This is a genomic window from Arthrobacter sp. YD4 (assembly GCF_030410515.1).
Lineage (GTDB): Bacteria > Actinomycetota > Actinomycetes > Actinomycetales > Micrococcaceae > Arthrobacter.
The window spans coordinates 1-13,419 of the sequence record NZ_JAUHHD010000008.1 but is presented as its reverse complement, the minus strand read 5'-3'; the positions used below and the strand labels follow the sequence as shown (position 1 = coordinate 13,419).

Sequence of the window (13,419 nt, the reverse complement as noted above, 5' to 3'; positions counted from 1 at the left end):
CGTCGTTTTCAGGCCTGCGTGCTCGGGGACCTGTGGCGACCGGCTCAGGCGCCGTTGGCGTGCTGCGCGGCCGGGCTGGCGATGAACACCGCGGCCTGGGTCCGCCGCTCGAAGCCGAGCTTGGCCAGCAGCGAGGAGACGTAGTTCTTCACCGTCTTCTCGGCGAGGAACATCTCGGCAGCGATCTGTCGGTTGGTCAGTCCCTCGCCCACGAGCTCGAGCACGCGGCGTTCCTGCGGCGTCAGCGCGGCGGTCCGGGGATCGACTTCCTCCGGTTCCACCAGGCTCTCCATGACGCCCTCCGCCACGCCCTTTTCGTAGAGCGACTCGCCGGCCGCGGCACGCCGCAGCGCCCCGATCAGGTCGGTCCCGCCGATCTCCTTGAGGATGTAGCCGGACGCGCCGGCGAGGACCGCGCCACGCAGTGCCTGGTCGTCGTCGAAGCTCGTGAGGATGATGCAGTTCAACGAGGGATCGATGGAGCGGACGTCGCGGCAGACCTCGATCCCGGTTCCATCCGGCAGCCGGGCGTCCAGGACACAGACGTCCGGGTGCAGGGCCGGGATGCGTCGGGTGGCCTCCACTGCGGAGCCGGAACTTCCGACGACTTGGAATCCCTCGCCCTCCAGGAGTTCCTGCAATCCGCGGCGGACCAGCTCGTGGTCGTCGAGGATAAAGACCTTGATCACCGCCGCGGTGCCCTCTGGTGCGGTGAGACCGGCATCTGCCCAGGCAATCATGTGTTTCCCATCCGGCCGCCGTCCGAAGCTGCCCGGGAGCCTGACGGACCCCGGCGCCCGGCCGGCGCCCTGTTCACGCGTCCTGCCGGCAGCGGACTGCGGCAGACTGACGATCCAACCTTCATGCAACTGAGGCTCCCCCCGAAGCCACGGCGGCGGCGGGGCGCCCGAAACCGTGTCCCCGGGCGGGCTGTGCCGACGGGATCTCCGCCGGTAAACCGCTGCCACGGACATTCTCATCCCCCGTGCTCACCTGCGTAAAGGGCCGTTCGTCCCCCGGCGCGACGGAGCCGGCAAAGGTGACCTTTGGCCCTAGCCGGGGAACGCCGTCGCCGTAGTGTTTGAAGCCATGCCCCACCAGAGCAACGGGTTCGGGCACGGCACAAGGCAACACACGCGGGCAAGCGAAGGGGAACACAGATGAGCGAGGCACAGGGCTTCCGCAGCATCCTGGTGGGCGTCGACGGTTCGGACGCCTCGGTGGAGGCCCTCCGGCAGGCACGGGTCCTGGCCGAGCCGTTTCATGCCCGCGTCACCGCCCTGGCCTGCTGGGACTTCCCGCCGGTCTACGACGGGTACGTGGCCATGGGCATCAACGACTTCGACGTCCGGGCCGGAGAGATCCTGCAGGAGGCGCTGAACACCGCCTTCGGCGACGCGCTCCCGGAGAACGTCGAATCCCGGTTGGTGCAGGGCAACCCGCGGCGGGTCCTCATCGACGAGTCCCGCAACGCGGACCTGATGGTGTTGGGCCGGCGCGGCCACGGCGGCTTCGGCGGACTGTTGCTCGGCTCGGTCAGTTCTGCCCTCGTGGCCCACGCGCACTGCCCGGTCCTCGTGGTGCACACGCCGGAGAAGCAGCACTAGGGGACGGCGCCCCCGAAGGCTCTATTCGAAAGAGGCTCGCCGCGGGTCTGCCAGCCGGGTCTTCCAGACATCGGGCTGGGTCACCTTGAACCGGCGGCCGGTCAGCGCCTTGGGCGGCACCCGCACGTAGAAGCTCTTCTCTCCCGGCTGCCAGGGTTCCAGCAGCAGGGCGTCCACCGCTTCCTTCTCGGCCTGGTCCTCGACCAGTTCCGCCTCACCGCGGGCCATGACGCTCCAGGCTGTTTCCTCGTGCGCGTCGTAGCCGTCGATTTCGAACGCCACCGGCTTCGCGGTGATTGCGCCCCAGAGCTTCGTGCCGCCGGCGGTGCGGAAGACGATCGAGCGGCGGTGCAGGACAAAGTTCACCGGGAAGACCTCCGGATGGCCGTCCACGATCAGCGCGACCCGGCCCACCACCTCGCTGTCGAGGAGGGCCCAGCACTGGTCCATGGACAGGTTGAAATCCGGCGGAGGCGTCGTCGTAGTCACAGGTCCACGGTACGGAGGCTCCCCCGCACGGATCAGGGCCATTAGGCCCGTGGCGTCACCAGGGGCTGGGCTTGTAGTCCTTCAGGAACACCCCGTACTGGTCCTCCCCGGCCTCGCCCATGACGATCGGGTCGTAGACCCGCGCGGCACCGTCCACGAGGTCCAGCGGGGCGTGGAAGCCTTCCTCCATCAGCCGGACCTTGGTGTAGTGCGGCCGCTCGTCGGTGATCCAGCCGGTGTCGACGGCGGTCATGAGGATCCCGTCGGTTTCCAGCATCTCCTTGGCGCTGGTGCGCGTCATCATGTTCAGCGCAGCCTTGGCCATGTTGGTGTGCGGGTGGCCGGGACCCTTGTAGGCCCGGGAGAACTGGCCCTCCATGGCGCTGACGTTCACGATGTACTTGCGCCGGGCGTCCGAGCGCCGCATCGCCGGCCGCAGCCGGCTGACCAGCAGGAAGGGTGCGGTGACGTTGCAGAGCTGGACCTCGAGCATCTCCAGCGGGTCCACCTCGTCCACCACCTGGGTCCAGCTGTTGATGGTGGCCAGGTCCGGGACCAGGCCACCGGCGTCGATTGCGGTGCCCGAGGCGATGCGCTCCAGCGATGCCGAGCCGGTCGAGAGCGCCAGCGAGGTGATGGCGTCCCCGGCCAGCACCGGGTGGTCCAGCACGGAGGAGGCCAGGGCCAGCGGGTGCTTGTCGTGGGCGTGACCGAAGGTGACCAGCTCGGGGCCACCGTTCGCGGCCTGCAGCTCGGCCGGCAGCGGCTCATCCTCGGCGTCGACCAGGGGCTTGTAGGCGTTGCCGGAGCGGCGCACGGTCTGGGCGGCGTTGTTGATGATGATGTCCAGCGGGCCGGCGGCGTCCAGGGAATCGGTCAGGGCCATCACCTGGGAGGGGTCGCGCAGGTCGATACCCACGATCCGCAGCCGGTGCAGCCAGTCGGCGCTGTCCTCCATGGCGGCGAACCGGCGGGCGGCGTCCTTGGGGAACCGGGTGGTGATGGTGGTGTGGGCGCCGTCGCGGAGCAGCCGCAGGGCGATGTACATGCCGATCTTGGCCCGGCCGCCGGTCAGCAGCGCCCGGCGTCCGGTCAGGTCCGTGCGGGCGTCGCGCTTGCTGTGGCTGAAGAGCGCGCACTCCGGGCAGAGCTGGTGGTAGAAGGCGTCCACCTGGGTGTAGTGCTGCTTGCAGATGTAGCACGGCCGGGACCGGATCAGGTGGCCGGCAACCTCCCCGGTGGCGGAGGTGGCCAGCTTGTTGCCGCGGGTCTCGTCGTCGATCCGGTCCGGGGCGGCCGTGGCGGTCTGGGCGATCACGGCCCGGTCCGCCTCGGCGATCAGGTCCCGCTTGGTGGTCCGCCGGTGCCGTTTGACCGCCTTGAACATCTTGCCGGTGGCGCGCCGGACGGCGACGTAGTCCGGGTGCTCGTCATCGTAGGCGTGGATGGTGTTCAGCACCTTGAGGCAGGCGGCGATCTCTTCGGGGCTGAGGTCGGCCACCGGCACGGCCTCCGCGGGGGTGTCGCTGGCCGGTTCGGAGGGCAGGTCGGGGGAGCTCATTGCGCCAATTTTACCGGCAGCGCAGGGCTCCTCCCGACGCCCCCGTCGGTTACGGGGCCTGGGTGTGCGGGGCGGCGGGGGTCTCGACGCCGACGGCGGCGGCGTGCACCTCGCCCACCTTCTCCATCGACTCCCGGCCAGCCGGCCAGTTCTCGGTGGCCGTCCGGACAGCGTCCGGCACCTGGTACAGGTTCGCCGCGGAGAGGGCGCGCTCAGCCTCGCCCGGCTCCGGGACCTCCTGGCCCTTGGCGAGGACCGTGATGCCGGAGTCCGTAACCTTGAAGCCGCGGGCGCGGTCCAGTTCCGGATCCAGGCCGATCGCCGCGCCGGCGGGGATCCGGACGTTCTTATCCACGATCGCGCGCTTCACGACGGCGCCCGGGCCCACCTGCACCTTGTCCATCAGGACCGAGTCCAAGACCCGGCTGGCGGTGCTGACGTAGACGTCGTTGGAGAGCACGGAGCCTTCCACGATGCCGCCGGAGATGACGACGCCGCTGGCGACGATGGAATCCAGGGCAGTGCCGACGGTCTTGCCCTCGCCGCGGACGAACTTCGCCGGCGGGGAGATGCTCTGCCGGGTGTAGATCGGCCACTCGGAGTTGTAGAGGTTGAACACCGGGACGGGGGAGATCAGGTCCATGTGTGCGTCGTAGAACGAGTCGATGGTGCCGACGTCGCGCCAGTAGGTGCGGTCCCGTTCGGTCGAACCGGGGATGTCGTTGGTGGTGAAGTCGTAGACGCCGGCCTCGCCCTTGTCCACGAAGTAGGGAATGATGTCCCCGCCCATGTCGTGCTTGGTGTCGAGCCGTTCGGCGTCTACGTGCAGGGCCTCCACGAGGGCGTCGGCGTCGAAGACGTAGTTGCCCATCGAGGCGAGGAACTGGCTGGGGTCGGCGGCGAGGCCCGGGGTGGAGGAGGGCTTCTCGACGAACGCGGCGATCTTCTGGTGGTCGTTCTGGTCCACCTCGATCACGCCGAACTGGTCCGCCATGTGCAGCGGCTGGCGGACCGCGGCCACGGTGGCCTTGGCGCCGCTGGCGACGTGCTGGGCCACCATCTGTGCGAAGTCCATGCGGTAGACGTGGTCGGCGCCGACCACGACGACGATGTCCGGGTTGGCGTCGTGGATCAGGTTCAGGGACTGGTAGATGGCGTTCGCGCTGCCCAGGAACCAGCTCTTGCCCACGCGCTGCTGGGCGGGGACGGAGGCGATGTAATTGCCGAGCTGGGTGGACATCCGCCAGGTTTCGGAAATATGACGGTCCAGGCTGTGGGATTTGTATTGCGTGAGCACCACAATCTGCAAATAACGGGAATTCACGAGGTTCGAAAGAGCGAAATCAATGAGCCGGTAACTGCCGGCGAAGGGGACGGCCGGCTTGGCCCTGTCCGCCGTCAACGGCATCAGCCGATTCCCCTCGCCACCTGCGAGGACAATGGCCAAGACTTTTTTCTGCTGCGGCATGGTGATCGCTCCTGAACGCCTTCGTAACTCCCCAAAACAGTCCGGTGTGCCCGGACCTCTTCACACTAGAACAGATCAGCCCGAACGACTACCTTGGGGAATGTGCGAATAGACATAGTGACCAAGGAATTTCCGCCCGAAATCTACGGAGGCGCCGGCGTCCACGTGGCCGAACTGAGCCGCGTCCTGGCCAGCCACGTCGACCTGCAGGTGCGGGCCTTCGGCGCCCCCCGCGATCCCGACTACCACGGTGCCGCCGTGACCTCTTACCCCGTCCCGGAGGACCTGGCCGGCGCCAACGCCGCCGTCCAGACCCTCGGCGTCGACCTCCGGATCGTCCCCGACGTCGCCGGGGCCGACCTTGTGCACTCGCACACCTGGTACGCGAACATGGCCGGCCACATCGCCGCCCTCCTGCACGGCATCCCGCACGTGCTCAGCGCCCACAGCCTGGAACCGCTGCGGCCGTGGAAGGCCGAACAGCTCGGCGGCGGCTACGCCGTGTCCTCGTGGGTGGAGAAGACCGCCTATGAGTCCGCCGCCGCGATCATCGCCGTGTCCGAGGGCATGCGGCAGGACATCCTGCGCAGCTACCCGGACGTGGACCCCGCCAAGGTCCGGGTGGTGCACAACGGCATTGACGTCAGCCTGTGGAACCGGGACGAGAACGACGACGCCATCCGCGCCCTCGGCATTGACCCGGACCGGCCCAGCGTGGTCTTCGTCGGCCGGAACACCCGGCAGAAGGGCGTCCCGTACCTGCTGCGGGCGGCCGCCGAACTCCCGGCCGACGTGCAGCTGGTGCTCTGCCTCGGCGCCGCGGACACCCCGGAACTGGCGGCCGAGACCGCGCGCCTGATCGAGGACCTGCAGGCCCGGCGCAGCGGCGTGGTCCTGATCGAGCGGATGCTGCCGCGGCACGAGCTCATCCAGGTCCTCAGCCACGCCACCGCGTTCGCCTGCCCCTCGATCTACGAGCCGCTCGGCATCGTCAACCTCGAGGCGATGGCCTGCGGCGCCGCGGTGGTGGCCAGCGCCACCGGCGGCATCCCCGAGGTGGTGCAGCACGGCGAGACCGGACTGCTCGTGGAACTCGAACAGGTCACCGACGGCACCGGCACCCCGCTGGATCCGGAGAAGTTCGTGCGCGAATTTGCCGCCGCCCTCACCGAGGTCGTCTCCAATCCGGAGCGTGCCCGCGCCATGGGCCAGGCCGGCCGGCGCCGGGCCGAGGAGCACTTCTCCTGGGAGTCGATCACGGAGACCACGCTTGAGGTCTACCGCTCGGTCCTGCCGCAGTAACCTTGCCCGCAAGGCGGACCGGCCGGCAGTAGCCCGGCCGGTCAGCACGGCAGATTAACGACGGCGGCGCCGTCCCCATCTTTGGGGGCGGCGCCGCCGTCGTCGTACCGGACGCGGGGTGCGGACCTAGCGCTTGGCCTTGCCCTTACCCGCGGCCTTGGCGGCCTTCTGCTCCCGCGCCTCGCGGGCCAGGAGAGTCTTCTCATCCACCGGGGCCTGGCCGCTGGCGCGCTGCTGTCGGAAGTACTCGCGCGCCTCATCCTGCCGGGTCTTCTCGGCGCCGGTGGCGATCGCCGCCCGGAGGTGCTCGGGGCCGAAGCCGAAGGCGTCCACCAGGTCCAGGGCGTGCGGGCGGATCTTCACCAGCAGGCGGTTGATGTACTCGCCCACGGTGCGGGCGCGCTGCATGGAGAGGCGGCCGTTCATCAGGTACCAGGAGAGGTGCTTCTCGATCAGGGAGAGACCGAACAGGTCACGCAGCCAGGTCAGCACGGTCTTGGTGCCGGGGTCGGTGACCCGGTGCAGGGCCTCGGTGAAGGCCTCCCACTGCAGCAGCTCGGCGTGCGCCAGGGCCGCCTCGATGAGTTCGTCCTGGTGGCTGTTGAAGAGGGCGGCGGCCTTCTCCTGCGGGAGCTTGTTCGCCCCGCGCAGCGCGGACCCGACCTCGGCCACCATCGCCTGGACGCGCTCGGTGAGCAGCGCGCGCTGGTTGGCCTCGTCCTTGATGGCGGTGGCGGCCTTCTGGACCGAGCCGGTGTCCACCACGAACTGTGCCACGCCGCGCAGGCCGGTGCGGTGGATCGCCGCGCCGCCGGCCTGGCCGACGACGTACCGGGCCAGCACGCCGAAGTCGGCGCCGCGGAACTCCTTGGCGTAATCGGCCAGCAGGCGCTTGGCCACGAGCTGCAGCAGGACGGTGTTGTCGCCCTCGAAGGTGGCGTAGACGTCGAGGTCCGCGTGCAGCGAGGCGAAGCGGTTCTCGATCAGGAAACCGGCACCGCCGCAGGCCTCGCGGCATTCCTGGATGGTGTCCAGCGCGTGCCAGGTGCTCAGCGGCTTCAGCGCCGCGGCCAGGGTTTCCAGGTCCTGGCGGTCCTCGTCCGTGTCGGCGCGGCCGGAGAAGACGTCGTCGAACTTCTCCAGCAGCTGCTCGCTGGCGAAGCCGGCCGCATAGGTGGTGGCCAGGCGGGTGAACAGGCGGCGCTGATGCCGCTGGTAGTCCAGCAGCACCTCTTCGTCGGTGTGCGAGGAGGCGTTGAACTGGCGGCGTTCGGTGGCGTACTGGATGGCGGTCTTGAGTGCCAGTTTGGAGGCGGTCACGGCGGCGCCGTCGAGGGACACACGGCCCTGAACCAGGGTGCCCAGCATGGTGAAGAAGCGCCGGCCCGGGCTGCCGATTGGCGAAGTGTAGGTACCGTCGGCGTCGACGTTGCCGTAGCGGTTGAGCAGGTTTGTGCGGGGGACCCGGACCTGGGTGAAGTGCAGCCGGCCGTTGTCGATGCCGTTGAGGCCGCCCTTGACGCCGTCGTCCTCGCCGCCGATGCCGGGCAGGAACTCCTTGGTCTCCGGGTCGCGCAGCTCCACGTAGAAGGCGTGCACGCCGTGGTTGACGCCCCGCGTCACCAGCTGGGCGAAGACGACGGCGGCTAGGCCGTCGTTGGCGGCGTTGCCGATGTAGTCCTTCCAGGCGGCGCGGAACGGCGTGTGCAGCACGAATTCCCCGGCGTCCGGGTCATACGTGGCGGTGGTGGCGATGCTGGCGACGTCGGAGCCGTGGCCGGTCTCGGTCATGGCGAAGCAGCCGGGGATCTCCAGGCTCATGATGCCCGGGAGCCACTTCTTGTGGTGTTCCTCGGTGCCAAGGTGGTTGACGGCGGAGCCGAACAGGCCCCACTGGACGCCGGCCTTGATCTGCAGCGACGGGTCGGCCACCACGAGTTCCTGGAAGCCGGCAATGTTGGCGCCGTGTTCGTCGGCGCCGCCGAGTTCCTTGGGGAAGGCCCGGTGCACGGCGCCGTTGTCCACCAGGATGCCGAGCTGGCCGAACACGCGCTTGCGGTGATCGGTGTGGGTCAGGCCCTCGATCTTGTGCAGTTCCTCGCGGCCGGCCAGTTCGCGGGCCTGGCGGCGGACGTCCGCCCATTTGCCCAGCAGCTGCTCACCGAGCGCGGCGACGTCGACGGCGGGGGCCGCGTCCCGGGTGGCACCCGCTGCGGGGCTGCCGGTGCCCTGCGGGCGGGCGGCGGCGGGGCGGGAGGAACTGGTGGTGTCCGGGGTGCGGTCGGCTAGTTCAGTCATGTCGATTCCTTCGTTGGCACTGACATCGTTCAGGTGTTGCGGTTTCCGGCGCGGGGCCGGGTGGATCGTGGTGCTGGTGGGCGGGTGCAGGGGCAAGGGTTCAGGGGGAGGGCAGGTCGGAAAGTTCGGGGGCTATGCCGAAGCAGAGCCAGTCGGTGATCTGCCGCGCCATCGCCTCCTGCCCGGGTTTAGCGGGGGAGTCGGGGCTGGCCAGCCACTGCTCGCCGGCGTTGCGGACCAGGCCGATCGCGGCGTTGGGCCAGTAACCGATCACGGCTTCCTTGCCCGGGGCCGCGCGCAACTGCTGGCGCATCGGGGCGGCGATCATCTCGCTGATGGCGTCGAAGAAGTGGCCAAGGGCACCGGCGGCGGCAGGCCCGTTCTGGCTTTCGGGCTCGCCGGGCGCGGACCGGGTCACGAACGTGTAGACGTTGGGGCTGGTCTCGGCCATTTGCAGGTAGGCCGACACCATCGCGAAGAGGCCCTCCCGCGGAGTCTGGGCGGCCTGTGCGGCCTCACCGATCCGGCGCTGCATCTGGTTCAGGACTACCTCGCCGACGGCCTGCTGCAGGCCGGCCTTGTCCCCGAAATAGCGGTAGAAGACCGACTTGGAGGTCCCGGCGGCGGCGGCTATGTCCTCCATCGAGGCCTCGCTGCCCAGGGCATGCACCGCACGGCGGGCCGACTTGATGAGTTCGCGGCGGCGTTCCTCGCGGTGTGACTGCCAGCGGGAGGCGCGCCCGTCGACGGCGGCGCCGGGCGTGCCGGAGGTCGCGCCGTGCGCGGCGGGGTCAGCTTCCAGGATGTTCACGATACCCAGCGTATCAGGTACGCTGGGTATCAGTAACCGTTCAGATCCCTAGGAGACAGCCCATGCCTGAAAACGGAACGCCCGCACCCGGCCCGCAGGACTCTGTAGCTCCGCCGGCGGCACCGGTGCAGCAGCTGCGCAAGGCCGTCGTTGTCGGCGGCAACCGCATCCCGTTCGCCCGCACCGGCGGCGCCTACGCCAAGTCCTCCAACCAGGACATGCTGACCGCCGCACTGGACGGGCTGATCGCCCGCTTCGGCCTGCAGGATGAACGGATCGGCGAGGTGGCCGCCGGCGCGGTGCTGAAGCACTCGCGCGACTTTAACCTCACCCGCGAGGCCGTCCTGGGTTCGGCCCTCTCCGCCGAGACTCCCGCTTACGACCTGCAGCAGGCCTGCGCCACAGGGCTGGAGACCGTGCTGGGCCTGGCCAACAAGATCAAGCTCGGCCAGATCGACTCCGCCATCGCCGGTGGCGTCGACTCCGCCTCGGACGCCCCGATCGCCGTCAGCGAGGGCCTGCGCGAAATCCTTCTGGACCTCAACCGCGCCAAGACCCTGCCGCAGCGGCTCCAGATCCTCAGCCGCATCCGCCCCAAGGACCTGGCTCCCGACGCGCCCAACACCGGCGAGCCCCGCACCGGCCTGTCCATGGGTGAGCACCAGGCCCTCACCACCGCACAGTGGAAGATCACCCGGGAGGCACAAGACGAGCTGGCCTACAACAGCCACCGCAACCTCGCCGCCGCCTACGACGACGGGTTCTTCGACGAACTCATCACCCCCTACCGGGGCCTGAGCAGGGACTCCAACCTGCGCCCGGACACCACCCTGGAGAAGCTCGCCACGCTCAAGCCGGTCTTCGGCAAGAACCTCGGCGCCGAGGCCACCATGACCGCCGGCAACTCCACCCCGCTGACCGACGGTGCCGCCACGGTGCTGCTGGCTTCCGAGGAATGGGCCGACGCCCATGACCTGCCCAAGCTCGCCACCGTCCTGGACGGCGAGGCGGCCGCGGTCGACTTCGTCCACGGCAAGGACGGCTTGCTGATGGCCCCCGTCTTCGCCGTGCCGCGCCTGCTGGCCCGCCACGGACTGACCTTTGACGACATCGACTTCTTTGAAATCCACGAGGCCTTCGCCGGCACCGTGCTCAGCACGCTCGCGGCCTGGGAGGACGAGGAGTTCTGCCGGACCCGGCTGGGGCTCGACGGCGCGCTGGGTACCGTGGACCGGGCCAAGCTCAACGTCAACGGTTCCTCCCTGGCCGCCGGCCACCCGTTCGCCGCCACCGGCGGACGGATCGTCGCCTCGCTGGCAACCATGCTGCACCGCAAGGGCACCGTGGACGGCCGCCCCGCCCGCGGCCTGATATCCGTCTGCGCCGCCGGCGGCCAGGGCGTCGTCGCCATTCTGGAAGCACACTAGGGGGAACCGGATGACTGACAAATACACCCAGTTCGTGAGCCGCGGCCTCGGCCGTGACATCGCGAAGAAGCTCGGCCTGCCGCAGCCGGTGGAACTCCGCCGCTACCGGCCCGGCCAGCCGCTGATCGAGGGACCCATCCTGGTCCAGGGCGCCGGTGCCGGCGCGGACGAGCTCGCCGCGGCGCTGCTGGCGTGGGATCTCGACGTCCGCCGCCACGCCGTGCCCCGGGAGAAGCTCGGCGCCATCATCCTGGTCCTCGACGAAGTCGCCCGGCCCGAGGACCTGGAACGGCCCGTCCTGACCGCCGCCGCCTCGCTGCGCGACCTCGCCTCCGGCGGCCGCGTCGTCACGATCTCCCGTTCCGCCGCCGAGGCGACGGATCCGGCCGCCGCGGCGGCCCGGCAGGGAGTCGACGGCCTGCTCCGGTCCCTCGCCAAGGAACTGCGCGCCGGGGCCACCGGCAACGGGATCGTCCTGACCGACGGCGCCCGGACCACCAGTCCCGGAACGCTCGGCGCCCTCCGGTTCTTCCTCTCCGGCCGTTCCGCGTTCGTCGACGGCCAGTTCCTCACCGTCACCTCCGACGCCGGCGAACTGCCCGCGGACCCGGAGAAGCCGCTGACCGGCAAGGTCGCGGCGGTTACCGGCGCCGCGAGGGGGATCGGCGCCGCGATCGCCCGCACCCTGCACCGCGACGGCGCCACCGTGATCGTCATCGATATTCCCGCCGCCGGGGACCACCTCGCGGCCGTCGCCAACGAGGTCCACGGAACCGCACTGCAGCTGGACATCACCCGCGAGGATGCCGGCCAGCGGATCATCGACCACGCCGTGCAGCGCCACGGCAGGCTCGACATCGTGGTCCACAACGCCGGCATCACCCGCGACAAGCTGCTGGCCAACATGGACCAGTCCCGCTGGAGCTCGGTGATCGGGGTCAACATCGCCGCGCAGCTGCGCATCAACGAGGCCCTGCTCGCCTCCGAGCACTTCCGGACCTCGCCGCGGATCGTTTCCGTGGCTTCCACCAGCGGCATCGCCGGAAACCGCGGCCAAACCAACTACGCCGCCTCCAAGGGCGGCGTGATGGGCATGGTCCGGGCCACCGCACCGCTGCTCGCGGAGCACGGCGGGTCGATCAACGCCGTCGCCCCCGGCTTCATCGAAACCGAGATGACGGCCAAGATCCCCTTCGCCACCCGCGAGGTGGCGCGCCGCCTGAACTCCCTGCAGCAGGGCGGCCGGCCCGGCGACGTGGCCGAGGCCATCGCTTTCCTGGCCAGCGACGCCGCCGGCGGGATCTCCGGAGAGGTGTTGCGGGTCTGCGGCCAGAACCTGGTGGGAGCATGAGTCCGGCGCCTGTGCTGCTGGCGGAGATGCCGTCGCTGTCCAAGTTGTACGTCAACGCTGCCGCGTCTGCGGCGCGCCGACGGCTGCTCGGGGCCCACGGCGGCACCGCGCTCCCGGCCGAGAGCCACGAGGTCCGCGGAGTCCGAGCCGGCGTCGACAACCTGACCGCCTACCAGCACCTGATCGGTGAAACGGCCAGCGACATCCTGCCGGCCGGTTTCATCCACGCCCTGGCGTTCCCGCTGGCCATGTCCGTGATGAACCGGGACGATTTCCCGCTGCCGCTTTTGGGCATGATCCACCTCGAGAACACGGTGGAGCAGTCTGCGCCGGTGCTGTTCACCGAGCCGCTGGACATCCGGGCCTGGGCGGAGAACCTGCGCGGCCACCGCGCCGGCACCCAGCTGGACCTGGTGGCCGAGGTCCGCGGGGCGGCCGAGGACGGCAACGCCGCTGACACTGTCCGGTGGCGGGGCGTGTCTACCTACCTCGCCAAGGGTGTTTTCCTGCCCGGCATCGACAAGCCCTCCACGGCCCAGGCGCCGGCCGCGTTCACCGCGCCGGACCCGACGGCGCTGTGGCAGCTGGGCGTGGACACCGGGAGGGCCTACGCCGCGGTTTCGGGTGACTTTAACCCGATCCACCTGAGCGTGCTCAGCGCCAAGGCTCTGGGCATGCGCCGTTCGATTGCACATGGGATGTACCTGGCGTCCCGCGCGCTGGCCGACGTCGGTGCCGCCAAGGGTGACGCGTTCCGCTGGGACGTCCGCTTCGAGGCCCCGGTGTTCCTGCCGGCCCGCGTGGCGCTGGACATCAGCACTACGCAGGCCGAGGAGGGCACCTGGCTCGGCTCGGAGTACGTGGCGTGGAGCCCGCGCTCGGGCCGGAAGCACTTCAGCGGTTCCGTCACGCCCCTGTCGTGAGGGTCCTGGAGCGCTGGGCCTGAGGGTTCATCAGACGACGACGGCGGCCGTCCCCGAGGTGGGCGGTTTCTAGTGGTCGTTGCAACACTGCTGGTGGCTAGGTAGCTAGTAGTAAATCACGCAGACGCTCGGCCGGGGTATCCCAGCCGAGCGTTTTGCGTGGGCGGCCGTTGAGTTCCTGG

11 protein-coding genes are annotated in these 13,419 nt (G+C 69.8%); 5 read left to right on the top strand and 6 right to left on the bottom strand.

Translation table 11 applies throughout. The features are described from left to right. Window positions 1-44 precede the first annotated feature (44 nt). Window positions 45-740: a response regulator transcription factor gene (locus tag QWJ39_RS16000; protein ID WP_290258882.1), complete on the bottom strand. Its 696-nt coding sequence runs from the start codon at window positions 738-740 to the stop codon at window positions 45-47. 420 nt (window positions 741-1,160) lie between these two features. Between QWJ39_RS16000 and QWJ39_RS15995 the strand changes: the two genes are divergently transcribed. Further along, complete coding sequence (locus tag QWJ39_RS15995) at window positions 1,161-1,607, top strand: universal stress protein (RefSeq protein WP_290258881.1); 447 nt, start codon at window positions 1,161-1,163, stop codon at window positions 1,605-1,607. Window positions 1,608-1,628: 21 nt separating this feature from the next. Here QWJ39_RS15995 and QWJ39_RS15990 read toward each other — a convergent pair whose 3' ends face one another. The 3 genes from QWJ39_RS15990 to glgC all read right to left on the bottom strand — a co-directional run bounded on the left by QWJ39_RS15990 (window position 1,629) and on the right by glgC (window position 5,131). Continuing rightward, window positions 1,629-2,057 carry a pyridoxamine 5'-phosphate oxidase family protein gene (locus QWJ39_RS15990; protein ID WP_290258910.1) on the bottom strand — a complete coding sequence of 143 codons (429 nt, stop codon included), beginning with the start codon at window positions 2,055-2,057 and terminating at the stop codon, window positions 1,629-1,631. Window positions 2,058-2,151: 94 nt separating this feature from the next. Then, window positions 2,152-3,603: an SDR family NAD(P)-dependent oxidoreductase gene (locus QWJ39_RS15985; RefSeq protein ID WP_356903690.1), complete on the bottom strand. Its 1,452-nt coding sequence runs from the start codon at window positions 3,601-3,603 to the stop codon at window positions 2,152-2,154. Window positions 3,604-3,706: 103 nt separating this feature from the next. Continuing rightward, a complete protein-coding gene (gene glgC, locus QWJ39_RS15980; RefSeq protein ID WP_290258909.1) occupies window positions 3,707-5,131 on the bottom strand; it encodes a glucose-1-phosphate adenylyltransferase in 1,425 nt (474 codons plus the stop codon). Window positions 5,132-5,227: 96 nt separating this feature from the next. Here glgC and glgA point away from each other — a divergent pair, with 96 nt between their 5' ends. Then, window positions 5,228-6,427, top strand: coding sequence for a glycogen synthase (gene glgA / locus QWJ39_RS15975; protein WP_290258879.1), 1,200 nt, complete (start codon window positions 5,228-5,230; stop codon window positions 6,425-6,427). 126 nt (window positions 6,428-6,553) lie between these two features. On the opposite strand, the gene QWJ39_RS15970 is transcribed toward glgA, so the two are convergent. Beyond that, on the bottom strand, window positions 6,554-8,725 hold the full coding sequence (locus tag QWJ39_RS15970) for an acyl-CoA dehydrogenase (protein ID WP_290258878.1): 2,172 nt from the start codon (window positions 8,723-8,725) through the stop codon (window positions 6,554-6,556). Between the two features lie 100 nt (window positions 8,726-8,825). Then, on the bottom strand, window positions 8,826-9,530 hold the full coding sequence (locus QWJ39_RS15965) for a TetR/AcrR family transcriptional regulator (protein ID WP_356903687.1): 705 nt from the start codon (window positions 9,528-9,530) through the stop codon (window positions 8,826-8,828). 68 nt (window positions 9,531-9,598) lie between these two features. Here QWJ39_RS15965 and QWJ39_RS15960 point away from each other — a divergent pair, with 68 nt between their 5' ends. The 3 genes from QWJ39_RS15960 to QWJ39_RS15950 are packed head-to-tail and all read left to right on the top strand — an operon-like array spanning window position 9,599 to window position 13,237. After that, the gene (locus QWJ39_RS15960) at window positions 9,599-10,963 is read left to right on the top strand and encodes an acetyl-CoA C-acetyltransferase (RefSeq protein ID WP_290258876.1); all 1,365 of its coding nucleotides are present in this window, start codon (window positions 9,599-9,601) and stop codon (window positions 10,961-10,963) included. 10 nt (window positions 10,964-10,973) lie between these two features. Beyond that, on the top strand, window positions 10,974-12,314 hold the full coding sequence (locus QWJ39_RS15955; protein WP_290258874.1) for a 3-oxoacyl-ACP reductase: 1,341 nt from the start codon (window positions 10,974-10,976) through the stop codon (window positions 12,312-12,314). Beyond that, complete coding sequence (locus tag QWJ39_RS15950) at window positions 12,311-13,237, top strand: MaoC/PaaZ C-terminal domain-containing protein (RefSeq protein ID WP_290258873.1); 927 nt, start codon at window positions 12,311-12,313, stop codon at window positions 13,235-13,237. The genes QWJ39_RS15955 and QWJ39_RS15950 overlap by 4 nt, the downstream gene beginning before the upstream one ends. Window positions 13,238-13,419 lie beyond the last annotated feature (182 nt).

Bases quoted from the DNA above. Each gene is read 5' to 3' on its own strand.
- QWJ39_RS15960 (WP_290258876.1), top strand. From the start codon at position 9,599: ATGCCTGAAAACGGAACGCCCGCACCCGGCCCGCAGGACTCTGTAGCT.
- QWJ39_RS16000 (WP_290258882.1), bottom strand. From the start codon at position 740: ATGATTGCCTGGGCAGATGCCGGTCTCACCGCACCAGAGGGCACCGCG.
- QWJ39_RS15950 (WP_290258873.1), top strand. From the start codon at position 12,311: ATGAGTCCGGCGCCTGTGCTGCTGGCGGAGATGCCGTCGCTGTCCAAG.
- QWJ39_RS15995 (WP_290258881.1), top strand. From the start codon at position 1,161: ATGAGCGAGGCACAGGGCTTCCGCAGCATCCTGGTGGGCGTCGACGGT.
- QWJ39_RS15990 (WP_290258910.1), bottom strand. From the start codon at position 2,057: ATGGACCAGTGCTGGGCCCTCCTCGACAGCGAGGTGGTGGGCCGGGTC.
- QWJ39_RS15955 (WP_290258874.1), top strand. From the start codon at position 10,974: ATGACTGACAAATACACCCAGTTCGTGAGCCGCGGCCTCGGCCGTGAC.
- QWJ39_RS15970 (WP_290258878.1), bottom strand. From the start codon at position 8,725: ATGACTGAACTAGCCGACCGCACCCCGGACACCACCAGTTCCTCCCGC.